Raw genomic sequence first — 25,623 nt, 5'->3', positions numbered from 1 at the left:
TCCCTGCTTTCCCCGTCAGGTCGCGTCGATGAACTCTTCTTCGTCGTCGCCGGGAACCCGCAACTCCCCGTCGAGCGCCACGGCCGCCTGCCCGCCCACGCGGACCTGCTCGCCCACGCGCACGCGGACGTACCCCGGCCTGTCCACGAAGTGACCCTGCTCGAAGACCATCTCCTCGGGGAAATCCCCGTCGAATACCTCGTACTCGCGCAGGTACGCCCCGACAGCGCCGCTGGCGGTGCCGGTCACCGGGTCCTCGGGCACGCCGGCCGCGGGCGCGAACATCCGACCGTGCAGCGTCGAGTCGGCTCCGAGCGCGTCGAAGGTGAACGCGTAGATTCCGGTGGCGTCGATCTCGCGGCTCAGCGCCTCGACAGCCCCGAGGTCGGGGTCGAGACCGCTCACGTGTTCGAGGAAGTTCACCGGCACCGCGAGGAACGGGAGGCCGGTCGTGGCCACCGCCATCGGCAGGTCGGCGCCCACGTCCGCCAGCGCGGCGGGGTCGACCCCCAGCGCGTCGGCCAGCCGCTCGCGGTCGAGGTCGACCCGCCGGACCTCGGGGTCGTCCTGGGTCATCCACACCGTGCCGTCGTCGGTCACGTCGACGTCGAGGACGCCGACGTTCGTTTCGAGGCTGTGCGTGCCGGCCTCGATAGTCCCGTCCTCGAACAGGTGGGCGTGGAGCCCGACCGTGGCGTGACCGCAGAGGTCCACCTCGGTCGTCGGCGTGAAGTACCGGACGCGGCGGTCGGCCCGGTCGCTCTCCCGGAGGAAGGCGGTCTCGCTCGCGCCGAGTTCGTTCGCGACGGCCTGCATCTGGCTCTCGGTGAGGTCGTCGGCCTCGGGGACCACCCCGGCGGCGTTTCCCGCGAACGGGTCGTCGGTGAACGCGTCCACCAGCCGAACGCGGACGCGGCGCTCGTTGTCGTCCATCGTGGTCATCACGGGGTCGGGACCACATTAGCCTTGGCGTTTCGACTGCTCGACGCGGCTTCGCGGCCGAGTTAAACGCCTGATACCCGATTAAACTCTCCTAGGTAATTATTTATGCAAGGCCAAGTAAATATGCTCAGGGGAGCACTGTGACAAGCGATACCGGCGCAGACGACGGATTTTCGGATACGTATCGACAGCAACTGACGGGTTCCAACGTGAGCCGACGCTCGGTCATCCAGTCGGGCGCGGCGCTCGCCGGCGGCATGGCGCTGGCTGGGTGCGTGGGCGGGCAGGACGGCGACGGGACGACGACCGACGGCGGAGGTGGCGACGCCACCACCGAGTCCGACGACTCGGGCGGCGGCGGAACGACCAACGTCGCCATCATCTCCAGCCCCGCCGGCTTCGGCGACGGCGCGTTCAACGACCTCGCGCTTCAGGGACTCGAAAGCGCGGCCGAGGACGACGACATCCAGATACAGCAGGTCGAGGAGACCGACCAGTCCCAGTACGGGACGGTCCAGTCGCGGCTCGCCGAGAGCACCGACCCCGACTACGACCTCATCGTGATGGTCGGGTACAACCACACGCAGGCGCTCGAATCGAACGCCGCCGACTACGCCGACCAGCGGTGGATGCTCATCAACGACCACGTCGACCAGCCCAACGTCGCTGGCTACACGTGGGCCAACCACGAGATGTCGTTCCAGGCGGGCGTGCTCGCGGGCACGATGACGACCCGGGAACTGGAGTACGAGGGCAACTCGACCGACCCCGGGAACGCGACGGTCGGCTTCGTTGGCGGCGTCGACGAGTCGCTCATCAACGCCTTCGAGCGAGCCTACACCGCGGGCGTCGAGTGGGTCAACGAGGACGCCGACGTCCGGGTCGGCTACATCGGCGACTACTCCGACACCCAGACCGCCAACAACATCGCCACCTCCCAGTACGACGCCGGCGCGGACATCGTCTACCAAGCCGCTTCGGCGGCCGGACAGGGCGTGTTCCAGGCGGCCCAGGACGCCAATCGGTTCGCGATCGGCGTCGACTCCGACCAGTCCCAGACCCTGCCCGACTACCAGGACGTCATCATGGGGTCGGCGGTCAAGTTCATCAACGAGGGCACCCGCGAGGTCGCCCAGGCCATCGTGAACGACGACTGGGACAGCGTCCAGGGCAACAACGTCGTCGGCCTCGAGGAGGACGCCGTCGAGGTCGTCCTCGGGCAGGCGGTCGGTGAGGAACTCCCGGACGTCGTGACCGAGAACCTCGAAGAGTCCAAGCAGGCCATCGTGAACGGCGACGTGACGGTGCCGTGTAGCGCCGCCGGCTGTCAGAACTGACCCGGCGCTCTCTCCGTCGCCACTTTATGCACTACGATACCATATCACTTCCATGAGCGACACACAGGAACCAGCCGTCGAACTCGACGGCGTCACCAAGCGGTTCGGCGACGTCGTCGCCAACGACGCGGTCGACCTCACGCTCGAGTCCGGGTCGGTCCACGCGCTCGTCGGCGAGAACGGGGCCGGCAAGACCACCCTCATGAGCGTCCTCTACGGTCTCTACGAGCCCGACGCCGGCACGATATCCATCGACGGTCGTCCCCGGCGGTTCGATTCGCCCCGGGACGCCATCGACGCCGGCGTGGGGATGATACACCAGCACTTCCAGCTGGTCGACACCATGACGGTCGTCCAGAACGTCGTCCTCGGCCACGAGCCGTCCCGGCGCGGACTGGTCGACGAGGACAGCGCCCGCGAGGACATCGCCGACATCTGCTCGACCTACGGCTTCGACGTCGACGAGCACCTCGACACGCGCGTCGAGGACGTCGGCGTCGGGGTCCAGCAGCGGGTCGAGATCGTCAAGAGCCTCTACCGGGGCGCGGACGTCCTGATCCTGGACGAGCCGACCGCCGTGCTGACGCCCCAGGAGGTCGAGTCGCTGTTCGACGTGATGAACGAACTCGCCGACCGGGGGCGTTCGCTCATCTTCATCACGCACAAGCTCGACGAGGCGCTCGGCGTCGCCGACCGCATCACTGTCCTCCGGGACGGGAAGTCGGTCGGTACGGTCGCGGCCGACGCGACCGACCGCGAGGAGCTCGCGCGGATGATGGTCGGCCGGGACGTGCTGTTCGATTACCCCGAGCGCGACACCGAACCCGGCGCGGTCGCCCTCGACGTCGACGGCCTCCGGGTCAGCGACGACCGGGGGCTCGAACAGGTGGGCGGCGTCGATTTCACCGTCCGCGAGGGCGAGGTGTTCGGCGTCGCGGGCGTCGACGGCAACGGGCAGGCCGAACTCGTCGAAGCGATAACCGGCCTCCGGGACGTCGACGCCGGCACCGTCACGTTCGAGGGGTCGGAGGTCACCGACGCGAGCCGGCGGCGTCGCATCGAGTCCGGCATCGCGTACGTGCCCGAGGACCGCCAAGAAGAGGGCCTGGTGCAGGACTACGACCTCGTCCGAAACGCCTTGCTGGGCAACCAGACGGTCGAGCCGTACGTCGAGAACGGCTTCGTCGACTGGGACGCGGTCCGGGACCACGCCGAGGCCATCGTCGACGAGTACGACGTCCAGCCGCCCGACGCCGACGCGGAGGCGGCGTCGCTGTCGGGGGGCAACCAGCAGAAGTTCGTCGTCGGTCGGGAGCTCGAACATCAGCCCGACCTCGTGGTCGCGTCCCACCCGACCCGCGGGGTCGACATCGGCTCCATCGAGTTCATCCACGAGCGCCTGCTGGAGATGCGCGACGAGGGGCTGGCGGTGTTGCTGGTCTCCTCGAAGCTCGACGAGGTCCGGAAGCTCTCGGACCGAATCGCGGTGCTGTACGAGGGCGAGTTCGTGGGCGTGGTCGACCCCGACGACGTGACCGAGCAGGAACTCGGCCTGCTGATGGCCGGGCGCACGCTCGACGAGGTCGAGACCGCGGCACGGGTCGACGAGTCGGGCGCGGACGTTCGCACCGACGAGCCCGGGGACGCGACCGCGACGGACGGGGCGAACGACGCGACGCGGGCCGACGACGCCGCCGGCTCGCCTCCCGACGGCACGGTCGAGGACGGGGGTGTCGAGTCGTGAGCGGCGAGGGCGTACGCGCCAGCCTCGACCGGGCGGCCGACCGCATGCTCCGGGCGACGGCGCTCGAACGGCTCGCCATCGCGGTGGCCTCGACGCTGCTGGCGCTGGCGCTCGGCGCGGTCGTCGTGGCCGCGACCGGCTACGACGCGGTCGAGTTCGTCTCCGCACTGGCGTACGGCGCGTTCGGCAGCGAGTCGAACGTGGCGTTCACGCTCCGTCAGTCGACCATGCTCATCCTCGCGGGCGTGGCGGTGGCGGTGGCGTTCCGGGCCGGCGTGTTCAACATCGGCGTGCAAGGGCAGTTCGTCGTCGGCGGGTTCGCGACGGCCGTCACCGTGCTGTTCGCCGCCCCGTACCTTCCCGACGGGGTCGTCGGAGGCGTCGGACTACTGGTTCTGGGGGCTCTCGCGGCCGTCCTCGCGGGCGGCGCGTACGCGGCCCTGCCGGGCGTGATGAAGGCGTACGCCGACGCCAACGAGGTCATCACGACCATCATGCTCAACTTCATCGCGTCGGGCGTCGTCTTCTTCGTGGTCGACAACTACCTCCGCGCGGAGGGTGCGGCCGCGCCCAACACCGAGCAGTTCCCCGAGTACGCCGCGCTCCCCTCGGTGGTGTTCGACAGTAGCTCGTTCTCGATCGTGGGGCTGGGCGTGGCGCTCGCCACGGTGGCCGTCGTCGCGGTCGTCATGAGCCGGACCAGCTTCGGCTACGACCTCGTCACCAGCGGCCATCAGGAGTCGGCGGCCGCCTTCTCGGGCGTCGACCCCAAGCGCAACGTCGTCACCACGATGACGTTCTCCGGGATGGTCGCCGGCCTCGCGGGCGCGATGTTCACCATCATGATTCTGGGCTACTACAGCGACCCCAACACGTTCCCGCGGTTCGGCTTCGACGCCATCGCGGTGAGCCTGCTCGCGGCCAACAACCCGCTGGGCGTCGTGCCGGCCGGCCTGCTGTTCGGCGGGCTCGACGCCGGCGGCCAGTACATCGGGTTCACCCTCGACGTACCGCCCGAACTGGTCGACGGCGTAGTCGGACTCGTGGTTCTGTTCGTCGCCGCGCCCGAACTGTTCCGGATGGCCGGTCGGCGAACCGGACTGGGAGGTGACGACGAATGAGCGCCCTTCCACCCGGAGCGAGCGACGCCCTCGTCGCGGCCGTCGGAGGTGAGGGCCGATGAGCGTCGCCGACTACGCCGCCCGCAATCGGACCGCGCTGGGCGGTGGCGCGGCCCTGCTGGCCCTGCTCGCGGTGCTCGCGGTCGCGCTCGACCTGCCGGTCGACCAGCTGTTGACGGTCGGGATGTTCGAGCGGACGCTCCGGGCCGCGACGCCCATCGCGCTCGCGGCGGTCGGCGGGCTGTACGCCGAGAAGAGCGGCGTGTTCAACATCGGCCTCGAGGGGTTCATGATACTGGGCGCGGTCACGGCCGCGGCCGTCGCGTGGCTCGTCTCCGGCGACGCGATAACGCAACTCGACCTCTGGGTCGGCGTCCTCGCGTCGGTCGCGGTCTGTGCGCTGTTGACCGTGGCGTTCGCCGTGCTGACCATCCGGTACGAGGCCGACCAGATAGTCGCCGGACTCGCGGTCTGGTTCATCGGACTGGGCTTCGGTCCGTTCGCGGCGACCGTCATCTGGGGCGGCGTGTCGAGCCCGTCGATGCCCAACCTCGACAACGTGGTCGTGCCGGTGCTGTCGGAGGTGCCGGTGGTCGGCCGGCTGTTCTTCGACGCGTCGCCGCTCGTGCTGTTCACCGTGCTCGTCGTCGCCGCCGCGTGGGTCGTGCTCTACCGCACCCGGTACGGCTACTGGGTGCAGGCCGCCGGCGAGAACCCCGAGGCGCTCGACACCTCCGGCGTCGACGTGAACCGCGTCCGCTACGCGACGGTCGTGTTCTCGGGCGCGATGGCCGGACTGGCCGGCGCGGTGCTGGCCATCGGCATCGGGAGCGGGTTCACCGGGACGGGCGTGACGATGGTCAACGGCCGGGGATGGATCGCCATCGTGGCGTACCTGTTCGGCAACTACAACCCGGTCGGGGCGTTCGCGGCCTCGCTGCTGTTCGGCGGCACGGAGATGCTCCAGGTCCAGTTCCAGACCGTCGGCATCTCGATCCCCAACAGCCTCGTGGGCCTGTTCCCCTACGCGGCGGTGCTGGTGGTGCTCACGCTGGTCGGCTACACGCGAGTTCCGGACGCTGTCGGCGAGCCCTACGACACCGAGGAGTAGGCGCTCGGGCGCGTCCTCGCCCACGAACCGTTCTCGCGGCTCGTCAGTCCAGCAGCGACGCCAGTCCGTCGTCGGCCAGTTCGGTCGTCGCGTAGCCGCGCTCGCCCGCGACGGCCGACTCCGCGAGAAGTCCGGCCGCGCGGAACTCGGTCAGCAGGCCGAGCAGGTCGCTCTCGCAGAGGTCGGTCGCGTCGAGCAGGTACCGAACCGAGAGGGGGCCGCGCTCGTGGAGTTCGACGAGCAGGCCCAGCGCGCGCTCGTCGGGCGCGGCCGTGAGCACTCGCCTGACCGGTTCGGGCACCGCGCGGGCGGACGTGGCCAGCGGCGACTCGCCCGCGACCGGTTCGAGTTCGTCGCGGTCGCGGTAGCCCTCCTCGCCGGTTTCGGGGTCCCGGACTTTGCAGGCGTCGCTGGACTCGGTGACGACCAGGTACGTCTCCCCGCTTCCGTCGCGGACGGTTCTCATGTGTGGGCGTTGGTGGGAATCGCGGTTAGCCCTTGCGGAGACGGGGTCCAGGAGTCGACGGGGTTCGACAGCGACCACACCTGCGTCTGGACGTATCTCAGCGACCGTATCTGTGAGAGCGACCGTAACCGCAGCGACCGCATCTGTGACGGCGACCGTAACCGCAGCGACCGCATCTGTGACCGCGACCGCAATCGCACCAGCGACAACAACAGCAACGCGGACCGCAACACCACCTGCAACAGCGACAGCAACGACGACCGCGACTATGCTTGAGCCATTGAGAACCGCAACAGCGACCGCGACGCTGACCGCAACACCACCTGCAATAGCGACGACGACCGCAACTATGCTTGAGCCAATGAGAACCGCATCAGCGACCGCAACAGCGACCGCGACGCCGACCGCACCAGCGACGCGGGTCAATCGTCGGCCGGCACCGACTCGCCCCCGAGGTCGCTCGTCACGGCCCTGTACTTGCGCCACCCGCGAGCGAACGCCAGCGCGCCCGTCGCGAACATCGCGCCGCCGACGCGCCACCGCCCCTCGAAGCCGACCAGCATCAGGCCGAGGCTCGCGCCGAACAGCGCGACGTTGAACAGCACGACGAGCGTCCAGAACTGTCGCTGGAGTTCGGGGTCGGCGTCTGCCTCGTCGAAGTCGGCGACTTCCGGAATCTCCGGGCCGAGGTCCTCGGACGGGTCCGACACCGTCGGCGCGTCCGGTTCGAGCCCCTCCGAGGGGTCGTCGGGCCGTAGTTCGGCCTCGGTCTCGTCCGTGCCGTCCGGAATCGGGTCGTCTATCGGGTCGTCGTCAGCCACTACCCGACAGTCGAGACGGCACGCGCAAAAGCGCTTCGTCCGGGGTCCCGCGCTCGTTCGCGGCGTCGGCGACCCCGAGTCGGTCACACCGGCGCGTCAGACCTGTTCGTCGAGCGCGAGCGGTTCGCCCGCCTTCAACCACGCCAGCGGATTGCCCGCGTCGTAGAATACGACCCCGTCGTTCGTCTCGTAGGATTCGATGGCGGCGTCGGCGTCGTCGCCTTGGGGAAGCGCCGCTTCGGCACGGTCCAGCTCGTCGCCTGCGTTGGCGTGGTCGGACATTGGCGTCACCTCGGCCTGTGGTATGTGTTAACACGTTATATGTCTTTCCATCGGGCAGACGCTCGCCGGAACCGCAAGCGGGCCGCGTCGTCGGCCGCGATTCGAGGACGCTGGCGTCCGCGCTCGCCGCCGCGACCGGGGGGCGGTCGAGGAACCGGCTCCCCCGCCGAACCCGGTGAAAGCAAGGGGTTTTATCCCGAACGCACCAAACCCGGAATACATGAACGATTCCGGGTCTCCCGAGCGTCAGGCCGACCTCACTCGGTTCTCCGGGGGCGGCGACGAGCGCGACGCCGAGGCGGAAGCCCGCGCCGTCGCCGGCGGCGACCGCCAGCGCGCCGACTCGGTCGTCGACGACGCCGACTGGCTTCCCGACGCCGACGGCGAGCTCGAGCTGTCGGTGATGCAGGTCGACTACACCGTCGAGGGGTCGGGCGACGACGAGGAGCCCGTCGTCCACGTGTTCGGCAGGCGGCCGACCGACGACGGTCAGCCGACACTCGAACACGTCCACGTCCACGAGTTCGAGCCGTACTTCTACGCGCCCGCCGGGACCGTCGACGACGAGCGCATCGCCGAGTACGACGGGCTGGTCGACTACCGCGAGACCGACGCGGACGGCGAGCCGTTCGAGTCCATCCGTGGCGAGCGACTGGTGAAGGTCATCGGCCGGACGCCCCGCGACGTCGGGCAGGTCCGCGACGAGTTCGACCACTACGAGGCCGACATCCTGTTCCCGGACCGGTTGCTCATCGACAAGGACGTCAACAGCGGCGTGCGCGTCCCCGAGCGCCGCGACGACGACGGCGGCGTCCACGTCCACCACGAGGAGGTAACGCCGGCCGAGGTCAACGCCACGCCCCGCATCAACACCTTCGACATCGAGGTCGACGACCGGCAGGGGTTCCCGGAAGACGGCGAGGAGACCATCGTCTGTCTCACGTCCCACGACTCGTACCGCGACGAGTACGTCAACTGGCTCTACCGGTCGTCGGACGTCGTCGAGGGCCCCGACGCGCTGGCCGACTACGAACCCATCGAGGACGACTTCGAGGCCGAGGTCAAGGTGTTCGAGTCCGAGGAGGAGATGCTGGCGAAGTTCGTCGAGTACATCGAAGACACCGACCCCGACATCCTCACCGGGTGGAACGTCGACGACTTCGACGCGCCCTACCTCATCGACCGGATGGAGCGACTGCAGGACCGGGGCCACGAGTACGACCTCGACGTCGACCGCCTCTCGCGGGTGAACGAGGTGTGGCGGAGCGACTGGAACGGCCCCGACGTCAAGGGTCGGGTCGTCTTCGACCTGCTGCGGGCGTACAAGAGCACCCAGCGCACCGAACTCGAGTCCTACCGGCTCGACGCGGTCGGCGAGGTCGAACTCGGCGTCGGGAAAGAGCGGTACAGCGGCGACATCGGCGACCTCTGGGAAGACGACCCCGAGCGCCTGCTGGAGTACAACCTCCGGGACGTCGAGCTGTGCGTCGAACTCGACCGCAAGCAGGACATCGTGGCCTTCTTCGAGGAGGTGGCGTCGTTCGTCGGCTGCAAGCTCGAAGACGCCCCGACCGCGGGCGACGCGGTCGACATGTACGTCCTCCACAAGGCCCACGGCGAGTTCGCGCTCCCCTCGAAGGGGACCGTCGAGTCCGGCGAGGAGTTCGAGGGCGGCGCGGTCTTCGAACCCATCCGGGGCGTCCGGGAGAACGTCTCGGTACTCGACCTCAAGAGCCTCTACCCGATGTGCATGTGGACGGTCAACGCCTCGCCCGAGACCAAGGTCGACCCCGACGAGTACGAGGGCGAGACCTACCGTACGCCCACGGGCCAGCACTTCAAGAAAGAGCCCGCCGGCATGATGCGGGAGATGATAGACGAACTGCTGACCGAACGCGAGGAGAAGAAGAACCTGCGGGACCAGCACGACCCCGGGACGGAGCCGTACGAGCGCTTCGACAACCAGCAAGCTTCTGTCAAGGTAGTTATGAATAGCCTCTACGGCGTGTCGGGCTGGGACCGCTTCCGCCTGTACGACAAGGACAACGCGGCGGCCGTCACTGCGACCGGCCGGGAGGTCATCAACTACACCGAGGAGTCGGTCAACGACTTCGGCTACGACGTCATCTACGGGGACACCGACTCCGTCATGTTAGAAATCGGGGATGAAGTGTCGAAGGCCGAGGCCATCGAGAACTCCTTCGAACTCGAAAAACGCATCAACGAGTCGTACGACGCGTTCGCCAGCGAGCGCCTCGACGCCGACGAGCATCGCTTCCAGATCGAGTTCGAGAAGCTCTACCGCCGGTTCTTCCAGGCCGGGACGAAAAAACGGTACGCGGGGCACATCGTGTGGAAGGAGGGCAAGGACGTCGACGACGTCGACATCACCGGGTTCGAGTACAAGCGCTCGGACATCGCGCCCATCACCAAGGAGGTCCAGAAGGAGGTCATCGACATGATCGTCCACGGCGAGGACACCGAGGCGGTCAAGGAGTACGTCGCCGACGTCATCGAGGACTACCAGAGCGGCAACGTGAATCTGGACGACGTGGGCATCCCCGGCGGCATCGGCAAGCGCCTCGACAACTACGACACCGACACCGCGCAGGTCCGGGGCGCGAAGTACGCCAACCTCCTGCTCGGCACCAACTTCCAGCGGGGCAGCAAGCCCAAGCGACTCTACCTCGACGGGGTGCATCCGGACTTCTGGCAGCGGATGGAAGACGAGCGCGGACTCGACCCCAGCGGCAACTCCAGGGCGGACCGACTCTACCGGGAGTTCAAGCGGGACCCGGACGTCATCTGCTTCGAGTTCGCCGACCAGATTCCCGAGGAGTTCGACGTCGACTGGGACGAGATGCTCGACAAGACCCTCGAGGGTCCCATCGAGCGCATCATCGAAGCTCTGGGGGTCTCCTGGAAGGAGGTCAAGACCGGCCAGGAGCAGACCGGACTCGGCAGTTTCGTCTGACTGCGGCCGTCGTCGGCGACCCGGTCTGGCCCCTCGCCGGGTGTGGCACGTTTCCCCATTCGCGAAAGTTATTTCTCGCTGCGCGAAACCATCTTCGCTAAGATGCGAAAGCATTATGGGTCGCTCACCCCTTCGTCCGAACGACCTAGGTGAACCTAACAATGGCAACGCTACAACTCAACAATCTGCACGCGGAGGTCGTCGAGGCCGACGAGAAGATTCTGGACGGCGTCGACCTGACGGTCGAGTCCGGAGAGATTCACGCCCTGATGGGTCCCAACGGGAGCGGGAAGTCCACCACGGCGAAGGTCATCGCGGGCCACCCGGCCTACGAGGTGACCGAGGGCGAAGTCCTGCTCGAACTCGACGACGAGGAGTTCGGCGAGGAGTTGTCCGAGGACGAGCGAACGTGGGACCTGCTCGACCTCGAACCCAACGAGCGCGCCGCGCTCGGCATCTTCCTCGGGTTCCAGTACCCCGCCGAGATCGAGGGCGTCACGATGGTAAACTTCCTCCGGCAGGCGCTCAACGCCAAGCTCGAGGAGCGCGAGGAGCTGTTCGAGGACGACGAGGGCGAGGCGGACGACGAGGACGCCGGCTACGAGACCAGCCCGATGGAAGGCCCCGCCGACGAGGGCGAGGTCGACGTCGCCGAGTTCCAGCAGATTCTCTCCGAGAAGATGGAACTGCTCGACATGGACGAGGCGTTCGCCCAGCGATACCTCAACGCGGGCTTCTCGGGCGGCGAGAAGAAGCAAAACGAGGTGCTGCAAGCGGCCATCCTCGAACCGTCCATCGCGGTGCTCGACGAGATCGACTCCGGGCTGGACATCGACCGGCTACAGGACGTCTCCGAGGGCATCAACGCCCTCCGGGACGAGCAGGGCACCGGCATCCTCCAGATCACCCACTACCAGCGCATTCTCGACTACGTCGAGCCAGACCACGTCCACGTGATGCTCGACGGCCAGATCGCCAAGAGCGGCGGTCCGGAACTCGCCGAGAAGCTCGAAGACGAGGGGTACGACTGGGTCCGCGACGAAGCGTACGAGGCCGCGTAAGGTGATACAATGAGTTCGGAACAAGACCACCTACAAGAGACCGACACGGAGGAGCGGTTCGCGTTCAAGAAAGAGGAACACTCTGCGGTCAGGTCCGAGAAGGGGCTGACCGAGGAGGTCGTCCGCCTCATCAGCGAGGACAAGGACGAGCCCGAGTGGATGCTCGACCGACGCCTCCGGGCCTTGGAGCACTGGCAGGAGATGCCGCTGCCGACCGACTGGCCAGGCCAGCCCGACCTCTCGGCACTCGACGTCGAGGAGATCGTGCCGTACATCCGGCCGGACGTCGACAAGCGCTCGGGTGCGGACGACTGGGAGGACCTGCCCGACGAAATCCAGGACACTTTCGAGAAACTCGGGATTCCGGACGCCGAGCGCGAAGCCCTCTCGGGCGTGGGTGCCCAGTACGAGTCCGAGGTCGTCTACCAGAACATGCAGGAACGCTGGGAGGAGAAAGGCGTCGTCTTCATGAACATGGACGAAGCCGTCCAAGAACACGAAGACCTCGTCAAAGAGCACTTCATGACGTCGTGCGTGCCCCCGAGCGACAACAAGTTCGCAGCCTTGCACGGCGCCGTCTGGTCGGGCGGCAGCTTCGTGTACGTCCCCGAGGACGTGACGGTCAACATGCCCGTCCAGGCGTACTTCCGGATGAACAGCGAGGGGATGGGCCAGTTCGAACACACCCTCATCATCGCGGAACCCGGCAGCGAGGTCCACTACATCGAAGGCTGTAGCGCGCCGAAATACGGCACGCACAACCTCCACAGTGGCGGCGTCGAGGTGTTCGTGGGCGAGGACGCCCACGTCCAGTACTCGACAGTGCAGAACTGGTCGAAAAACACGTTCAACCTCAACACCAAGCGCGCGCTCGTCGAATCGGGCGGGCGCATGGAGTGGGTGTCCGGCAGTATGGGCTCGAAAGCGACGATGCTGTATCCGTGTTCGGTGTTGAAGGGCCGAGGCGCGTCGGCGAACAACATCACCATCGCGTTCGCGGGCGAGGGCCAGAACATCGACACGGGCGCAAAAGTCTACCACAACGCGCCTGACACCAACTCCACCATCGAGTCCAAGTCCATCAGCAAGGACGGCGGCCGCACGAACTACCGTGGGTTGGTCCACATCTCGGAGGGCGCGGAGAACGCCTCGACGAGCGTGGAGTGTGACGCGTTGATGTTCGACAACGAGAGTACGTCGGACACGATGCCGTACATGGAGATCGACGAGAGCAAGGTCGACGTGGCTCACGAGGCGACGGTCGGGAAGATCGGCGACGAGGACGTGTTCTACCTCCAATCGCGGGGCCTCGATGACGACGACGCCAAGCAGATGATCGTCTCTGGGTTCATCGAACCCATCACCGAAGAACTGCCCATCGAGTACGCCGTCGAACTCAATCGCCTCATCGAACTCGAAATGGAGGGGAGCCTCGGATGACCGCGACCCAGATTCACGAGACCATCTCGGAGGAGACCGTCCGCGAGATATCCGAGTCGCTCGGCGAACCCGAGTGGCTGCTCGAAACCCGCCTCGACGCGCTCGACGCGCTCGAAGACCTCGACATGCCCGACGTCATCCGGACGCCGGGCCGCGACTGGACCAACCTCCACGCGCTCGACTTCGAGGGCCTCGTCGACCCGCTGAACGCCGCCGAGGACAAGGACCAGGTCGGTCCCGACGAGGTCGACGTCCTGCCGTTCGCCGAGGCAGTCGACGAGCGCGAGGACCTCCTTCGCGAGCAGTTCGGGTCCGTAATCGACCCGCAGGAGAACTACCTCACCGCGCTGTCGACCGCGCTGTTCAGCACCGGGACGGTCGTCTACGTCCCCAGCAGCGTCGACGCCGAGGACGTGACCATCCGGACCACGCAGAACTCCCGGTCGCTGTTCAACTACACGCTGGTCGTGACCGAGGAGTCGAGTTCCGTGACGATTCTGGAGCGTCAGGACACCGGCGAGTCGGTCGAGGGCGACCAGTACTACAGCGGCATCGTGGAGGTCGCGGCCGGCGAGAACAGCCACGTCCAGTACGGCTCGCTCCAGGACCTCGACGAGGAGACGTACAACTACGCCTTGAAGCGCGGCGAGGCCGCCGACTACGCCACCCTCAACTGGGTGGACGGCAACCTCGGCTCGCGCCTGACGAAGTCGTCGGTCGAGACCAACCTCGATGGCGAGGGCTCGGAGACCAAGACGGTCGGGGCCTTCTTCGGTCACGACGACCAGCACTTCGACATCGCCGCTCGCGTGTGGCACAACACCGCCCACACTACCGCCGACCTCGTCACCCGGGGCGTCCTCGACGACGACGCCCGGTCGGTGTACGAGGGTGTCCAGGACGTCGGCCGCGAGGCGTGGGACACCAACTCCTACCAGCGCGAGAACACGCTGATGCTTTCGGACGAGAGCGAGGCCGACGCGTCGCCGAAGCTCATCATCAACAACCACGACACCGAGGCCAGCCACTCGGCCACGGTCGGCCAGATCGACGTGGAGGACCTGTTCTACATGACCTCCCGCGGCGTGGACCCCGAGTCCGCGCGCAACATGCTGGTCGAGGGCTTCTTCGTGCCGGTGCTCGAGGAAATCGAGGTCGAGGAGCTGCGCGACGACCTCGAAACCCGCGTGCGCGAACGGCTCCGGTAGGTCGAGCCGACCGGACTCCCGGTCCCGAACGGCTCGTTTTCGCCGCGACTCGCGTCACAACCACACCTGTTAAGTTCCCGAGTCTCCGACGTACGCCCGATGACTGACGTCTCGCCGTTCGAGCGCGGGTGGTCGGCGTGAGCGTCGCCCATCGCGTCTCGACGGACACCCAGCTCGCCCGTCTGCTCCAGATCGGCGTCGTGCTCGAGGAGGTCGTGGAAGTGCGAGCCGCCCGCCACTACGAGGCCCTCTCTCCCGGCGAGCGCGACGCCGCCATCGAGGCACTGCTCGAAGACGCCCGCGAGGAGTCGGCCGACCACCGCGAGCGACTCGAAGCGCTCATCGACGAACTCGACGCCGAGGCGGTCCCGATCGAGGAAATCGAGGCGCTGGTCGAGGGCCAGTACGCCCGGACCGGTCCGGAGGACTTCGACGGGGTGCTCTACGACCAACTGCACGGCGAGGAGACCGCCTACAAGTTCTACGACGACCTGATAGAGGCAGTCGAGGCCAGCGACGCCGAGTTCGGCCTCGACCGCGAGCGACTACTCGCCACGCTGACCGACATCCGCGAGGAGGAGGCCGACGGCGTCGAGGACGTGACCGCGGTCATGGAGGCCAGAGAATGAACACGGCAGACCAGTATCTCAAGGCGATCTACCTCGTACAACGGATGGAGAACGGCCCGGCCTCGACCGGCGCGCTGGCCGACCGCCTCGACGTGAGCCCCGCCAGCGTCAACGAGATGATCGGCAAGCTTCAGGACCGAGGGCTGGCCGACCACGAGAAGTACAAGGGCGTCACGCTCACCGACGAGGGCATCGAGCAGGCCCGCGACGCGCTCCAGACCTACTGCATCATCGAGCGCTTCCTCCACAACGTGCTGGAGGTCGAGGAGTTCCCGAGCGAGGCCAAGGCCCTCGAGAGCGTCATCGACGAGACGGTCGCCGAGCGACTCGACACCATCATCGAGCGCGAACCCCAGTGTCCGGACTGCTTCGACGCCGAAGCGGACATGTGCGCGGAACTGGTGGGCGAGAGCGAGGCGGACTGAAACTGCGGTGTCGCGTTTTCGATTGCGATACGTTCAAGTGCGTTATCCGATTACGAATGGATGCAGTCCCGTGGTGTAGTGGCCAATCATATGGGCCTTTGGAGCCTATGACGGCGGTTCGAATCCGCCCGGGACTATCAGTTTCCTGCAGGATTTTCGTCCGTGCTACTCGTGGGTCCCGTGCGAGACCAGCGAGTGACCCGAGGGCGCGACCCGGCTCTCGACGCTCGCGTTCTCCCCGGACTCCTGAATCACGTACCGCTGGCCGACCATCGGGTCGAGCAGCGAGTCGACCGGCGCGTGGTCGTCCCGGAGCACCGGCACGTCGTCGGTCGGCGCGCTGTCGCGGTAGGACTCGATCTCGCTCGACAGGTCGATGCCGATGTCCCGGCGGTCGTTCCGACGTTCGAGTTCGGCCTGCGAAATCGGCGTCTCGGCTTTGGTCGCCACCACCTCGACGTTCTGTATCGCGCTCACGTCGGCGGTCGGGAAGGCGTACACGTTGGGGAACACCTGCGATATCGTCTTGTACTCGGCGCGGTAGAACTGCGAGGCCGGGCCGTCGGGCGCGGAGATGACGTTCGCCATCAGCATCCCCTCCTCGGAGAGTCGGTCGTCGACCAGCCGCATGAACTCCTCGGTGGTCAACTGGAACGGCACCTTGTCGCGCTTGTAGGCGTCGAGTACGACGAGGTCGTATTCGTGGTCGGTGTCTTCGAGGAACTGCCGACCGCCCTCGTTGTGGATGTTCAGTCGCTCGGACTCCTCGACGCCGAAATACCGCTCGGCCGCGTCGATGACCTCGGGGTCGATTTCGGCCACGTCGACCGTCACGTTCTCGTACTCGCTGACGAAGTGTTTCGGCCCGGTGAACCCGCCGCCGCCGACGAACAGCACGCGGTCGACGTCGTCGGGGTCGTCGGCGAACAGGTACGGCAGGTGGAAGTAGCGCGTGTACTCGAAGACGTGGCGGTCGGGGTCGGTCGTGTCCATGGCGCTGTGGCGCTGGCCGTCGAGGTACAGCGTCCGGGTGTCCCCGAGGTCGGCGACCTCCAACTCCTGATACGGCGTCTGGGCGTGGTGGACGACCTGCCCGCCGGCCGAGACGCCGAGCGACCCGCTGGCGACCGCCGCGCTCAACAGCAGGCCGACCCCGAGCGTGGCGACCACCTGCCTGCGCGGGAACGTCGGAGCCAGCAGCGCGAGCGCGGTCGCGACGAGCAACAGGCCGAACGCGAGTTCGATGGCCTGAATTCCCATCGCGGGCACGAGGAAGAACGTCGTCCCGAACGCGCCCACGATGCTTCCGACGGTGCCGACCGCGTACACTCTCCCCGAGGCTTCCCCGACGCCGTCGGTGCCCGAGAGTTCGGCGGCGTACGGGCTGATGAATCCCAGCAGGTAGGTCGGCGGGCCGAACAGCAGCGTCACGGCCGGCAGCGGCGCGAACCGCGCGGGCAGCGGAATCGTCGACGCCGCGTTCAACAGCAGGTCGCCCGCGAAGATGAGGACCGCGACGTACGCCGCCGTCCCGAGCAGCAACCGGACCATCGTGGCGTTGGTCGCTCGGTGGGTCGCTCGCTTGCCCCCGAGGTAGTAGCCGAGGCTCAGCGCCGCGAGGAAGACGGCGATGATGCTGCCCCACGTGTAGATGCTGTTGCCGTACTCGGGCGCGACGACGCGGCCGGCCAGAATCTCCAGGCCCATGCTGGCGACGCCGGAGACGAACACCGCCAGTTCGGGCTTGGTCACCCGGTCCAGCACGCTGTCTCGCAGTCCGTCCATTCGGTAGCGCGTAAGGGGACTGAATTCTTAAGGGTTGGTACGGTCGAGTCGGGGTGTCCGGAGGCGTCGATGGCACTGCGACCGAGACATGGGAACGGTCGACCGGTTTGGCCCTTCACGACCGGAGGGACAGGTCGACAGTTCTCCGCCCGGCGCGCGCGAGCAACGCGCGCGAGGGACGAGCATCGCACCGAGGAGCGACTGAAAGGAGCGACGAGGGAGACGCGCAGGAGGCTGGGGAGGACGAGGTTGCGGCTTCTCATAGGTGACGGGAGTAGCTAGCTCGGAATGCACTCGAAGATCAGAATGCTCGACGAACTGAACACGTCACGAAGCTAGCTACTGCCTCGACCAATGAGAGACCGCGACCGCACCGCAACCGCGACGGCGAGCCTCACCCCTCCCCAGCCTCGACGGTCGCGCCGTCGGTCGCTTCGCTCCCGACCGCGCGACCGCCTCCCTCGCGCGCGTTGCTCGCGCGCGCCGGAATCATCTATTGTTTGTCTAATTGTCTGTCTAATAATCTGGACAAACATCTGAACGAATCTCCGCGCTCGGCCGTCGCATTGTCAATCCAAAAATCCCGCGCGTCACGCCGAATCGAACCCCGACGAGCGACGCTCAGTACGACTTGGCGAAGTACGCCGTCTCCTCGGCCTCGTCGCCACAGACGCCACACTCCTCGCCGATGGGTTCCTCGTCGCGGTCCATCGGCACCATCACGATTTCGGCCGCGATCTCCTCCTTGACGACCTGCTCGCAGGCCTCGTCGCCACACCACGGCGTCTTGACGTAGCCGCCGTACCGGCCGATGGTGCCCAGAATCTCGGAGGTCTCGTACGCCTCGCGGACGTTCTCCTCCAGATTCTGTTCGGCGGCGTCGTAGAGTTTGTCGTACACGGCGTCGAAGTGCTCGTCGACCGTCTCGGCGATGCCAGCGCGGTCCTCGACCGAGTCCTCGCCGTCGGGCCGGTGGACGACGGTAATCTCCTCGTCCTCGACCTCGTTGGGGCCGATTTCGAGCCGGACGGGCACGCCCTTCAGCTCCCACTCGTTGAACTTGAAGCCGGGGTTGCGCTCGTCGCGGTCGTCGAGTTCCACGCGGACGCCCGCCGATTCGAGGTCGTCGGCCACGCCCTCGGCGTAGTCCAGCACCTCCTCGCGGTTCTGTTCGTTCCAGATGGGGACGACGACGACCTGCTCGGGCGCGACGGTCGGGGGGAGTACGAGTCCCTGGTCGTCCGAATGGGTCATGATGAGCGCGCCGAGCGCGCGCCACGAGAGGCCCCACGAGGTGGTGTGGGCCACCTGCTCGTTCTCGTCGGCGTCGGTGAACGTGAGGTCGTACGCCTCCGCGAAGCCCTGTCCGAGGTAGTGGGAGGTGCCGCCCTGTACGGACTTGCCGTCGGGCATCAGCGCCTCGACCGTGGTGGTGGTGTGCGCGCCGGGGAACTTGTCGTGGGGCGGCTTGCGGCCGCGAAGCACCGGAATCGCCAGCACGTCCTCGTAGAGGCGCTGGTACTGGTCGAGCCGGAGCATCGTCTCCTCGAACGCCTCGTCTTCGGTCTCGTGGGCGGTGTGGCCCTCCTGCCAGAGGAACTCCTTGGTGCGGAAGAACGGCTTGGTCTCGGTGGCCTCCCACCGGATGACGCTACACCACTGGTTGAGCCGCAGGGGCAGGTCCCGGTGGCTCCGGACCCACTCGCTCATGAACGGCGTGATGATGGACTCGCTGGTGGGCCGGAACGCGAGTCGCTCGTCGAGTTCGTCGTGGCCGCCGTGGGTGACCCACGCCACCTCGGGGTCGAACCCCTCCACGATGTCGCTCTCGCGCTCCAGATAGCTCTCGGGGATGAGCGCGGGGAAGTAGGCGTTCTGCGAGCCGGTCTGCTTGAACCACTCGTCGAGGTTGTCCTGCACGGCCTCCCAGAGGGCGTACCCGCGGGGCCGGGTGACGATGAACCCGCCCATGGGCGCGTAGTCGGCGAGGTTGGCCTTCGTCACGACCTCGGCGTACCAGTCGCCGGGGTTGTACTCCTTTCGCTCGGTGATGCCGAGTTCCTGTTCGTCGTCGCTCATTGGGTGTAGGTTCCGCCGAGGTGGCCTTAAAGGCGATGAAGCTGTGGTACTGGTTCGTGTGGGGCCAGAACGGTAATGAGACGGGAGCGACCAGTGACGGCAAATGTCCGAGCGTGGCGACTCCGACCCCGGAGACGGCGTCGTGGAACTCGAGTTCGCGGTGACCGACCCGGCGTATCCGTTCGTCGGCGCGTCGGCCGCCGAGCAGTGTCGGGTCGAACTGGAGGAGATGGTCCCCCGCGACGACGGGGAGTACGCGGAGTTTTTCAGCGTTTCGGGTGCCGACCCGGCCAGCATCCTCTCGCTCGCGACCCAGCACGAGTCGGTCTCGCCGGAACTCGTCCGCGAGTACGAGGACGGCGGGCTGTTCGAGTTCTCCGTCGTGGACGACTGTCCGGCGGTGACCCTGGCCGAGCAGGGGGCGCTTCCCCGGACGGTGCGGGGGGTTCGCGGCGAGGGGACGATAATCGGGGAACTGCCGGCCGGCTCCGACCCGGGCGCGGTCGTCGAGGCGTTCCTCGAGGAGTATCCCGCGGCGGAGTTCGTCGCCAAGCGCGAGACGGACCGCTCGGCGGCCCCGTTGAACTACGACGGACTCCGGCGGGTGGTTCGGGAACGGCTCACCGACAGGCAGTACGAAGTACTCGAAACGGCGTTCGAGGCCGGATACTACGACTGGCCCCGCGAGTGTACGGGCCAGGAGGTGGCCGAGACGCTCGGAATCACGTCGGCGACCTTCTCCCAGCACGTCCACGCCGCCGAGCGGAAGCTCCTCGCAACTCTGTTCGAGCCGTCGACGGCGGACGCGCGGAATCGCGGCCGGTCGGACGACTCCTGACGGCCGCCGTCCGGCCCGACTACTCGTCGCGGACAGGGATCACGACGACTCGCTCGTCGGCGACCACGCGTACCCGGTGTCCCTCGTAACGGAACGTGACTCGACACCCGCCCGTGGGTCGTCCGGCGGCGTCGTCAACCGACGAGCAGAGGCTGTCGAGCGCATCGGGGTCGACGACGTCGTGGAGCGGCCGGAGCGACCGGAGGTCCTTCCCGGTCGCCTCCGAGACGGCGTCGGTGACGGTCGCCGACACCGACCCGGACTCCGGGACTTCGAGACGGACTTCCCAGCGGTGCCCGTCGGTATCGGCGTTCTCCGCGTCACCCTCCGATGAACGGTCGTCCCCTGGCATGCGGTATCTTCGCCCGTTCCGTACGGACTCGCCCGTCGGCCTTAGTTCGGACACCTTCAACTCGAGGTCCGGGTGTACCGTCGGTCCCGACTGGCCGGCGGCACGCGTCCCGACTGCACCTCACCACTCGACGCCCGTCTCGACCGCCCAGTCCCGAAGTTCCTCGCCCTCGTCGTCGAAGACGAACTCGCCCGCGAAGCTCTCGCCGTCGAGCAGGTACGGGAACCAGTAGCGGTCGTCTTCCCACATCTCGTCGTAGGGCACGGCGTCGTAGTCGAACCACGCGGGGTCGGCTTCCGGACTCTCGGTCGGGGTGCCCGCGAACGCCTCGGCGCGGAAGACGTGGACGAACATCTCCGCGTCCGCCCCGAACACGAACTCGAACTCGCCGACCTTCTCGGGGTCGCGCGGGGTCACGCCGACCTCCTCCTCGACCTCGCGGACGACGCACTCGCGGGGCGTCTCGCCGTCCTCGACCTTGCCGCCGGGCCCCACGAGTTTTCCCTCGCCGAGGCCGCGCTTCTTCCGGATGAGCAGGACCTCCTCGTCGTCGGGCCGCAGGAGGTAACACAGCGTCGCGGGTTGCATACTCGGTCCGTGGGCCCGAGGGGAGCAAAAACCCGAGGGTTAAGCACCGCGACCGAGAGCCCTCACGCATGGACCGCATCGCGCCGGGGTTGTTCGTCGGGAGCGCGGAGGCGGCCGCCGACGCGTCCCGCCAGCGGGCGGCCGGAGTTACTACGGTCTGTGCGCTCACCCACGACCCGCCGGCCGGCGGCTATCCCGACGCCGCGTCGTCGTCGACGCGCCGATGATGGACGGGCCGCGAAACGACTCCGAAGCCTTCCGGCGGGCGGTCGAGGCGGTCGTGGCCGCGCTCGGCGACGACGAGACCGTGCTGGTCCACTGTTCGCGGGGGAGCTCCCGCAGTCCGGCGGTCGCGGCCGCCGCGCTCGCGGTTCGCCGGGGTTGTTCGGTCGAGACCGCACTCGCCGAGGTCCGGGCGTCCCGGCCCGAAGCCGACCCGCACCCGGCGCTCGTCTCCCGGGCCCAGGCGGCAGTCGACGTCCTCGGGTGAGTATCCGGGCTACTCTCGGTCCCTCACCGCGAAGGGACTCCTGGCCTCGGTCCAGTCCCAGCCCGGCAGTCTGGTCTGGAACCCCGCCGCGAGGGCGGCGTCGAGGTCGTCCGCGCCCGCGGCGTCGCTCGGGTCGCCGTGGGCGTGCACGTCCGCGACGTGGAACGTGGCCTCGCCCAGCAGTCGCAACGGCTGGGTTCCGGCGACGGTCCCCGCGAGCTCGCGCCCGAGGAGCTCGTCCACCACGAACCCGGGGTAGTCGTCGGCCACGTCCAACTCCCGCAGGATGGCGACCAGCGCGGCGACGTTGACCGCGCGGTCGCCGTCAGCGAAGACGGCGTCGACCTCCTCCCGGTACTGGCCGGCGGCCACTGCGTCCACGTCGGCGTCGAACAGGTCGCCCAGGTGGTCGCGCACGTCGTTGACGAGCGCGACGACCGCGTCGTCGCGCTCGCGAACCCACTCGTACTCCTCGGCGACCGTCTCCGGTGTCACGCGCATGCGCCGGGCGACGGGCCCCGGGGGCTTGGGTCGTCCGCTTTGGGAAGGCTTTTATAACGCCGGGGAGTATTACCGACCAAGCGGGTTTTCCTGCGTCCCCGAACGAGCGTCCCGTCATCCCCGGTGGACCCGGGGACGCGGACGACTCGCCGCGCGCGAGTTACCACATCCCGCGGAAAAATCTATGCTGTGTTGTACTTCGCATCGTAGTCCCCACGGCGGTACGACCGATTCGAGCCCCCCGGACGAGGTAGTCCGGGGTTCCGCCCGACCGGCGGACCGGAATCCCGCCCGACCGGCGGACCGAGATTCCGCCCGACCGGCGGACGGGACTGCGGAGCGCAGACACGGCCCACAGACGGAGCGACTTTTTCACTATGAGTAACGTAGACCAACAGTTAGAGGACCTGCGAGCAGAGATCACGAGCGAGTTACCGAGCGACATCTCGGTGTCGGACGTGACGTACGAGGGGCCGGAACTGGTCGTGTACACGCGCGACCCCAAAAGGTTCGCCCGGAACGGCGACCTCGTCCGGCAGTTGGCGAGCCAGCTCCGCAAGCGCATCACCGTCCGGCCCGACCCGGACGTGCTGTCGCGGCCCAGCGACGCCCGCGACGACATCAGGCGGGTCGTCCCCGACGAGGCGGGCGTGACCGACCTCGACTTCCACGCCGACACCGGCGAGGTCGTCATCGAGGCCGAGAAGCCCGGCATGGTCATCGGCAAGCACGGCTCGACGCTGCGCGAGATAACCCAGGAGGTCGGCTGGACGCCCGAGGTGGTCCGCACGCCGCCCATCGAGTCCTCGACCGTCTCGAACGTCCGGAACTTCCTCAAGCAGGAGCGCGACGAGCGCCGGGACATCCTGGAGAAGGTGGGCCGCCAGATTCACCGCGAGAAGATGGCCGACGACGAGGAGTACGTCCGCGTGACCACGCTTGGCTGCTGTCGGGAGGTCGGCCGCGCTTCCTTCATCCTCTCGACGCCCGAGACCCGCGTCCTCGTCGACTGCGGCGACAAGCCCGGCGCGGAGGGCGAGGTGCCCTACCTCCAGGTCGAGGAGGCGCTCGGTGCTGGCGCGAACACCATCGACGCGGTGGTGCTCACCCACGCCCACCTCGACCACTCGGCGCTGTTGCCCCTGCTGTTCAAGTACGGCTACGACGGTCCCATCTACACCACCGAGCCCTCCCGGGACCTGATGGGACTGCTCCAGCTCGACTACCTCGACGTGGCCGCCAAGGAGGGCCGCGCGCCGCCGTACGATTCGGAGATGGTCCGCGAGACCATCAAGCACACCATCCCGCTCGAATACGGCGACGTGACCGACATCGCGCCCGACGTGAAGCTCACGCTCCACAACGCGGGCCACATCCTCGGCTCCTCGATCGCGCACTTCCACATCGGGGACGGCCTGTACAACGTCGCCTTCTCCGGGGACATCCACTACGACGACACCCGGCTGTTCAACGGCGCGGTCAACGACTTCCCGCGGGTCGAAGCCCTCGTCTTCGAGTCGACCTACGGCGGTCGCAACGACTACCAGACCGACCAGGAGGATTCCGAGCGCAAGCTCAAGGAGGTCATCAACGAGACGTACGAGCGGGGCGGGAAGGTCCTCATCCCCGCGTTCGCGGTGGGTCGCTCCCAGGAGCTCATGCTCGTCCTCGAAGAGGCGATGCGCGAGGGCGACGTTCCCGAGATGCCGGTCCACCTCGACGGCATGATATGGGAGGCGACCGCCATCCACACCACCTACCCCGAGTACCTCCGGGACGACCTCCGGGACCGCATCTTCCACGAGGACGAGAACCCCTTCCTCGCCGACCAGTTCAACCACATCGACGGCGGCGAGGACGAGCGTCAGGAGGTCGCCGACGGCGACCCCTGCATCATCCTCTCGACGTCCGGGATGGTGACGGGGGGCCCGATAATGTCGTGGCTCGAACACGTCGGCGGCGACCCCGACTCCACGCTGGCGTTCGTCGGCTATCAAGCCCAGGGGACGCTCGGCCGGCGCATCCAGAACGGCTGGGACGAGATTCCGACGAGCGCGACCGGCCACTCGGGCGGCCGGGGCGGCCGGAACAACACCCTGACGCTCAACGTCGACGTCGAGACGGTCGACGGCTTCTCGGGCCACGCCGACCGGCAGGGGCTGATGAACTTCGTGAAGACGATGAGTCCCCGCCCCGAGAAGGTGCTGTGCGTCCACGGCGACGAGTCGAGCGTGCAGGACCTCTCGTCGGCGCTGTACCACGAGTTCAACATGCGGACGTTCGCGCCGAAGAACCTGGAGACGTTCCGGTTCAAGTGACGCGGCCCGACGCCCGCGCCGCGACCGGAAGCGAACGTATTTTGTCGCCCGATTGGGTTGGTCGGTTCGATGGCGCTCGACGGTCTCGTCCCGAACACGCCGGTCGCCAACGTCGCCGTCGTCGCTGTCGCGACCGGGCTCGTCTGGTTCGGTAGCGGCTGGCTCGAACGCTCGGCCGAACACCTCTCGACGTACTACGGGCTCCCGGCGGTGATCCAGGGCTCGGTCGTGGTCGCGGTCGGGTCGAGCTTCCCCGAACTGGCGAGCGTCGTCTTCACCGCGCTCGCGGGCTCGTTCGACATGGGCGTCGGAGCCATCGTCGGCTCGGCCATCTTCAACATCCTCGTCGTTCCCGGCCTCTCGGGGATTACGACGGGCGACCCGGTCGAGTCGAGCCGGGCCATCGTCTACAAGGAGGCCCAGTTCTACATGGTCGCCGTCTCGGCGCTGCTGGTCACGTTCGCGCTGGCGGTCATCTACTTCCCGACGGCGGGCGAGCCGGCGCTGGGCGGGCGACTGGTGCGACCGCTGGCGGCCATCCCGCTGTTGTTGTACGGTCTGTACGTCTTCATCCAGTGGCAGGACGTCCAGGACCACGAGGCCGAAGCCGCCTCCGGCGACGTTTCGATACTCGGACACTGGGCGAAACTGGCCGTCGGACTCCTCGTCATCCTGGTGGCGGTCGAGCAACTCGTTGGCGCGGTCGAGGGGCTGAGCCACACGTTCGCCATCCCTGAGTTCCTCGCGGGCGTCACCATCGTCGCCGCTGCGACGAGCCTCCCGGACGCACTGGTCAGCGTCCGGGCGGCGCGGCGAGGCAACGGCGCGACCAGCCTGGGGAACGTGCTGGGTTCGAACACGTTCGACCTGCTCGTCGCGATTCCGGTCGGCGTGTTCATCGCGGGCAGCGCGCCCGTCAACTTCGCGGTCGCGGTCCCGATGATGGGCGTGCTGACGCTCGCGACCATCCTGCTGTTCGTCGTCCTGCGGACCGACCTCACGCTGACCACCGGCGAGTCGTACGCGCTGTTGCTGTCCTATCTCCTGTTCGTGGGCTGGGTCGTCGCCGAAACCGTCGGCGTCACCGACCTGATTCGGAGCGTGTGACCGA

25 protein-coding genes and 1 tRNA gene are annotated in these 25,623 nt (G+C 67.6%); 17 read left to right on the top strand and 9 right to left on the bottom strand.

Annotated features, from left to right (window positions below; genetic code table 11):
* Positions 1-15: 15 nt before the first annotated feature.
* A complete protein-coding gene (locus EPL03_RS10005) occupies positions 16-933 on the bottom strand; it encodes a PhzF family phenazine biosynthesis protein (RefSeq protein WP_135829179.1) in 918 nt (305 codons plus the stop codon).
* 266 nt (positions 934-1,199) lie between these two features.
* Here EPL03_RS10005 and EPL03_RS10000 point away from each other — a divergent pair, with 266 nt between their 5' ends.
* Genes EPL03_RS10000 through EPL03_RS09985 form a run of 4 tightly spaced genes read left to right on the top strand, consistent with a single transcriptional unit; the run spans position 1,200 to position 6,255 of the window.
* A complete protein-coding gene (locus tag EPL03_RS10000; protein WP_135829560.1) occupies positions 1,200-2,279 on the top strand; it encodes a BMP family lipoprotein in 1,080 nt (359 codons plus the stop codon).
* A 52-nt stretch (positions 2,280-2,331) separates the two neighbouring features.
* Positions 2,332-4,023, top strand: a complete 1,692-nt coding sequence (locus EPL03_RS09995; protein WP_135829178.1) for an ABC transporter ATP-binding protein — start codon at positions 2,332-2,334, stop codon at positions 4,021-4,023.
* 44 nt (positions 4,024-4,067) lie between these two features.
* Positions 4,068-5,144, top strand: coding sequence for an ABC transporter permease (locus tag EPL03_RS09990; RefSeq protein ID WP_135829559.1), 1,077 nt, complete (start codon positions 4,068-4,070; stop codon positions 5,142-5,144).
* Positions 5,145-5,202: 58 nt separating this feature from the next.
* Complete coding sequence (locus EPL03_RS09985; protein ID WP_135829177.1) at positions 5,203-6,255, top strand: ABC transporter permease; 1,053 nt, start codon at positions 5,203-5,205, stop codon at positions 6,253-6,255.
* A gap of 43 nt (positions 6,256-6,298) precedes the next feature.
* Here the strand turns inward: EPL03_RS09985 and EPL03_RS09980 are convergent, their stop codons facing one another.
* Positions 6,299-6,721, bottom strand: coding sequence for a DUF7346 family protein (locus EPL03_RS09980; protein WP_135829176.1), 423 nt, complete (start codon positions 6,719-6,721; stop codon positions 6,299-6,301).
* 12 nt (positions 6,722-6,733) lie between these two features.
* Between EPL03_RS09980 and EPL03_RS09975 the strand changes: the two genes are divergently transcribed.
* A complete protein-coding gene (locus EPL03_RS09975; RefSeq protein WP_135829175.1) occupies positions 6,734-6,997 on the top strand; it encodes a hypothetical protein in 264 nt (87 codons plus the stop codon).
* A 146-nt stretch (positions 6,998-7,143) separates the two neighbouring features.
* Here the strand turns inward: EPL03_RS09975 and EPL03_RS09970 are convergent, their stop codons facing one another.
* The gene (locus EPL03_RS09970; protein ID WP_244605242.1) at positions 7,144-7,542 is read right to left on the bottom strand and encodes a DUF7322 domain-containing protein; all 399 of its coding nucleotides are present in this window, start codon (positions 7,540-7,542) and stop codon (positions 7,144-7,146) included.
* Between the two features lie 96 nt (positions 7,543-7,638).
* Positions 7,639-7,824, bottom strand: a complete 186-nt coding sequence (locus EPL03_RS09965; RefSeq protein ID WP_135829174.1) for a DUF7331 family protein — start codon at positions 7,822-7,824, stop codon at positions 7,639-7,641.
* 220 nt (positions 7,825-8,044) lie between these two features.
* Between EPL03_RS09965 and EPL03_RS09960 the strand changes: the two genes are divergently transcribed.
* The 7 genes from EPL03_RS09960 (at position 8,045) to EPL03_RS09930 (ending at position 15,698) form a co-directional block, all read left to right on the top strand.
* A complete protein-coding gene (locus EPL03_RS09960; protein ID WP_135829173.1) occupies positions 8,045-10,798 on the top strand; it encodes a DNA-directed DNA polymerase in 2,754 nt (917 codons plus the stop codon).
* 161 nt (positions 10,799-10,959) lie between these two features.
* Positions 10,960-11,859 carry an ABC transporter ATP-binding protein gene (locus tag EPL03_RS09955; RefSeq protein WP_135829172.1) on the top strand — a complete coding sequence of 300 codons (900 nt, stop codon included), beginning with the start codon at positions 10,960-10,962 and terminating at the stop codon, positions 11,857-11,859.
* A 9-nt stretch (positions 11,860-11,868) separates the two neighbouring features.
* On the top strand, positions 11,869-13,299 hold the full coding sequence (gene sufB, locus EPL03_RS09950; RefSeq protein ID WP_135829171.1) for a Fe-S cluster assembly protein SufB: 1,431 nt from the start codon (positions 11,869-11,871) through the stop codon (positions 13,297-13,299).
* Positions 13,296-14,507: a Fe-S cluster assembly protein SufD gene (gene sufD / locus EPL03_RS09945; protein ID WP_135829170.1), complete on the top strand. Its 1,212-nt coding sequence runs from the start codon at positions 13,296-13,298 to the stop codon at positions 14,505-14,507. The genes sufB and sufD overlap by 4 nt, the downstream gene beginning before the upstream one ends.
* A gap of 137 nt (positions 14,508-14,644) precedes the next feature.
* A complete protein-coding gene (locus tag EPL03_RS09940) occupies positions 14,645-15,136 on the top strand; it encodes a ferritin-like domain-containing protein (RefSeq protein ID WP_135829169.1) in 492 nt (163 codons plus the stop codon).
* Positions 15,133-15,561 carry a metal-dependent transcriptional regulator gene (locus EPL03_RS09935; RefSeq protein ID WP_135829168.1) on the top strand — a complete coding sequence of 143 codons (429 nt, stop codon included), beginning with the start codon at positions 15,133-15,135 and terminating at the stop codon, positions 15,559-15,561. Before EPL03_RS09940 ends, EPL03_RS09935 begins: the two co-directional genes overlap by 4 nt.
* Positions 15,562-15,625: 64 nt before the next feature.
* Positions 15,626-15,698: transfer RNA gene (locus EPL03_RS09930), tRNA-Gln, on the top strand.
* A 28-nt stretch (positions 15,699-15,726) separates the two neighbouring features.
* Here EPL03_RS09930 and EPL03_RS09925 read toward each other — a convergent pair.
* Together EPL03_RS09925 and proS are read right to left on the bottom strand one after the other, a co-directional pair.
* Positions 15,727-17,346, bottom strand: coding sequence for a spermidine synthase (locus EPL03_RS09925; protein ID WP_135829167.1), 1,620 nt, complete (start codon positions 17,344-17,346; stop codon positions 15,727-15,729).
* Between the two features lie 621 nt (positions 17,347-17,967).
* The gene (gene proS / locus EPL03_RS09920) at positions 17,968-19,425 is read right to left on the bottom strand and encodes a proline--tRNA ligase (RefSeq protein WP_135829166.1); all 1,458 of its coding nucleotides are present in this window, start codon (positions 19,423-19,425) and stop codon (positions 17,968-17,970) included.
* 103 nt (positions 19,426-19,528) lie between these two features.
* Between proS and EPL03_RS09915 the strand changes: the two genes are divergently transcribed.
* Positions 19,529-20,263: a helix-turn-helix domain-containing protein gene (locus tag EPL03_RS09915; RefSeq protein ID WP_135829165.1), complete on the top strand. Its 735-nt coding sequence runs from the start codon at positions 19,529-19,531 to the stop codon at positions 20,261-20,263.
* Positions 20,264-20,282: 19 nt separating this feature from the next.
* Here the strand turns inward: EPL03_RS09915 and EPL03_RS09910 are convergent, their stop codons facing one another.
* A complete protein-coding gene (locus EPL03_RS09910) occupies positions 20,283-20,615 on the bottom strand; it encodes a HalOD1 output domain-containing protein (protein ID WP_168216224.1) in 333 nt (110 codons plus the stop codon).
* 120 nt (positions 20,616-20,735) lie between these two features.
* Entirely contained in the window at positions 20,736-21,203 is a 468-nt protein-coding gene (locus tag EPL03_RS09905; RefSeq protein ID WP_135829164.1) for an 8-oxo-dGTP diphosphatase, read from the bottom strand.
* 68 nt (positions 21,204-21,271) lie between these two features.
* Between EPL03_RS09905 and EPL03_RS09900 the strand changes: the two genes are divergently transcribed.
* A complete protein-coding gene (locus tag EPL03_RS09900) occupies positions 21,272-21,430 on the top strand; it encodes a dual specificity protein phosphatase family protein (protein WP_135829163.1) in 159 nt (52 codons plus the stop codon).
* On the top strand, positions 21,427-21,693 hold the full coding sequence (locus EPL03_RS09895) for a dual specificity protein phosphatase family protein (protein ID WP_135829162.1): 267 nt from the start codon (positions 21,427-21,429) through the stop codon (positions 21,691-21,693). The genes EPL03_RS09900 and EPL03_RS09895 overlap by 4 nt, the downstream gene beginning before the upstream one ends.
* 9 nt (positions 21,694-21,702) lie before the next feature.
* Here EPL03_RS09895 and EPL03_RS09890 read toward each other — a convergent pair whose 3' ends face one another.
* Positions 21,703-22,194, bottom strand: coding sequence for a hypothetical protein (locus tag EPL03_RS09890; RefSeq protein WP_135829161.1), 492 nt, complete (start codon positions 22,192-22,194; stop codon positions 21,703-21,705).
* A 377-nt stretch (positions 22,195-22,571) separates the two neighbouring features.
* Here EPL03_RS09890 and EPL03_RS09885 point away from each other — a divergent pair, with 377 nt between their 5' ends.
* On the top strand, positions 22,572-24,512 hold the full coding sequence (locus tag EPL03_RS09885; RefSeq protein WP_135829160.1) for a beta-CASP ribonuclease aCPSF1: 1,941 nt from the start codon (positions 22,572-22,574) through the stop codon (positions 24,510-24,512).
* Positions 24,513-24,581: 69 nt separating this feature from the next.
* A complete protein-coding gene (locus EPL03_RS09880) occupies positions 24,582-25,619 on the top strand; it encodes a sodium:calcium antiporter (protein ID WP_135829159.1) in 1,038 nt (345 codons plus the stop codon).
* The last annotated feature ends 4 nt before the right edge of the window (positions 25,620-25,623 follow it).

Source organism: Halorussus halobius (assembly GCF_004765805.1).
GTDB classification, from domain to species: domain Archaea; phylum Halobacteriota; class Halobacteria; order Halobacteriales; family Haladaptataceae; genus Halorussus; species Halorussus halobius.
The sequence above is the reverse complement of the archived record's forward strand: the minus strand, read 5'-3'. Positions and strand labels throughout refer to the sequence as shown.

Excerpts from the sequence above, each read along its gene's own strand:
- sufD (WP_135829170.1), top strand. The coding sequence starts at position 13,296 with ATGACCGCGACCCAGATTCACGAGACCATCTCGGAGGAGACCGTCCGC.
- EPL03_RS10005 (WP_135829179.1), bottom strand. The coding sequence starts at position 933 with ATGGACGACAACGAGCGCCGCGTCCGCGTTCGGCTGGTGGACGCGTTC.
- EPL03_RS09935 (WP_135829168.1), top strand. The coding sequence starts at position 15,133 with ATGAACACGGCAGACCAGTATCTCAAGGCGATCTACCTCGTACAACGG.
- EPL03_RS09910 (WP_168216224.1), bottom strand. The coding sequence starts at position 20,615 with ATGCCAGGGGACGACCGTTCATCGGAGGGTGACGCGGAGAACGCCGAT.
- sufB (WP_135829171.1), top strand. The coding sequence starts at position 11,869 with ATGAGTTCGGAACAAGACCACCTACAAGAGACCGACACGGAGGAGCGG.
- EPL03_RS09980 (WP_135829176.1), bottom strand. The coding sequence starts at position 6,721 with ATGAGAACCGTCCGCGACGGAAGCGGGGAGACGTACCTGGTCGTCACC.
- proS (WP_135829166.1), bottom strand. The coding sequence starts at position 19,425 with ATGAGCGACGACGAACAGGAACTCGGCATCACCGAGCGAAAGGAGTAC.
- EPL03_RS09900 (WP_135829163.1), top strand. The coding sequence starts at position 21,272 with ATGGACCGCATCGCGCCGGGGTTGTTCGTCGGGAGCGCGGAGGCGGCC.
- EPL03_RS09960 (WP_135829173.1), top strand. The coding sequence starts at position 8,045 with ATGAACGATTCCGGGTCTCCCGAGCGTCAGGCCGACCTCACTCGGTTC.
- EPL03_RS09905 (WP_135829164.1), bottom strand. The coding sequence starts at position 21,203 with ATGCAACCCGCGACGCTGTGTTACCTCCTGCGGCCCGACGACGAGGAG.
- EPL03_RS09985 (WP_135829177.1), top strand. The coding sequence starts at position 5,203 with ATGAGCGTCGCCGACTACGCCGCCCGCAATCGGACCGCGCTGGGCGGT.
- EPL03_RS09915 (WP_135829165.1), top strand. The coding sequence starts at position 19,529 with ATGTCCGAGCGTGGCGACTCCGACCCCGGAGACGGCGTCGTGGAACTC.
- EPL03_RS09880 (WP_135829159.1), top strand. The coding sequence starts at position 24,582 with ATGGCGCTCGACGGTCTCGTCCCGAACACGCCGGTCGCCAACGTCGCC.
- EPL03_RS09890 (WP_135829161.1), bottom strand. The coding sequence starts at position 22,194 with ATGCGCGTGACACCGGAGACGGTCGCCGAGGAGTACGAGTGGGTTCGC.
- EPL03_RS09955 (WP_135829172.1), top strand. The coding sequence starts at position 10,960 with ATGGCAACGCTACAACTCAACAATCTGCACGCGGAGGTCGTCGAGGCC.
- EPL03_RS09990 (WP_135829559.1), top strand. The coding sequence starts at position 4,068 with ATGCTCCGGGCGACGGCGCTCGAACGGCTCGCCATCGCGGTGGCCTCG.
- EPL03_RS09885 (WP_135829160.1), top strand. The coding sequence starts at position 22,572 with ATGAGTAACGTAGACCAACAGTTAGAGGACCTGCGAGCAGAGATCACG.
- EPL03_RS09995 (WP_135829178.1), top strand. The coding sequence starts at position 2,332 with ATGAGCGACACACAGGAACCAGCCGTCGAACTCGACGGCGTCACCAAG.
- EPL03_RS09895 (WP_135829162.1), top strand. The coding sequence starts at position 21,427 with ATGATGGACGGGCCGCGAAACGACTCCGAAGCCTTCCGGCGGGCGGTC.
- EPL03_RS09925 (WP_135829167.1), bottom strand. The coding sequence starts at position 17,346 with ATGGACGGACTGCGAGACAGCGTGCTGGACCGGGTGACCAAGCCCGAA.
- EPL03_RS10000 (WP_135829560.1), top strand. The coding sequence starts at position 1,200 with ATGGCGCTGGCTGGGTGCGTGGGCGGGCAGGACGGCGACGGGACGACG.
- EPL03_RS09965 (WP_135829174.1), bottom strand. The coding sequence starts at position 7,824 with ATGTCCGACCACGCCAACGCAGGCGACGAGCTGGACCGTGCCGAAGCG.